The organism is Psychrobacter sp. CoH-33_TS_01 (genome assembly GCF_058189395.1).
Genome location: NZ_JBVGQI010000033.1, coordinates 1 through 469 on the forward strand (window position 1 = coordinate 1; position 469 = coordinate 469).

At 40.5% G+C, this 469-nt stretch carries 2 tRNA genes; both read right to left on the minus strand.

Annotated elements, in window-relative coordinates:
• Position 1: 1 nt before the first annotated feature.
• Positions 2 to 77, minus strand: a tRNA-Gln gene (locus ACZ2XM_RS15440).
• A gap of 316 nt (positions 78 to 393) precedes the next feature.
• Positions 394 to 469 (minus strand) — tRNA-Gln (locus ACZ2XM_RS15445).

Genomic DNA, 469 nt, shown 5'->3' on the forward strand with positions numbered 1-469 from the left:
ATGGCAGGGGTAGCTGGACTCGAACCAACGGATGTCAGGATCAAAACCTGATGCCTTACCAACTTGGCTATACCCCTGTAAGTAGAGAAGCTTGCATGCTATCTCCTCAAAGACTGCCGAGGACGATAACAACAATCACAGTACTATAAGCTAACATGGTCTGGTAGAGAAAATCTCATAATCAGACAATGCGGCGTTCGTTGCGAACTATACCGAAATACTAACTGTGTTGTCAATTAAGATAGGTCAATGCCGACTAAATTAATAATAATTATTAAAATAAATGCCAATTAAGGATATTAATTGGCATTAATCGAAGTTATAAATAAGCTAAAAAATAGCGGTATATTATAACTATCACTGTACTTATCAGCGCCGCGATGACGCAATATATGGCAGGGGTAGCTGGACTCGAACCAACGGATGTCAGGATCAAAACCTGATGCCTTACCAACTTGGCTATACCCCT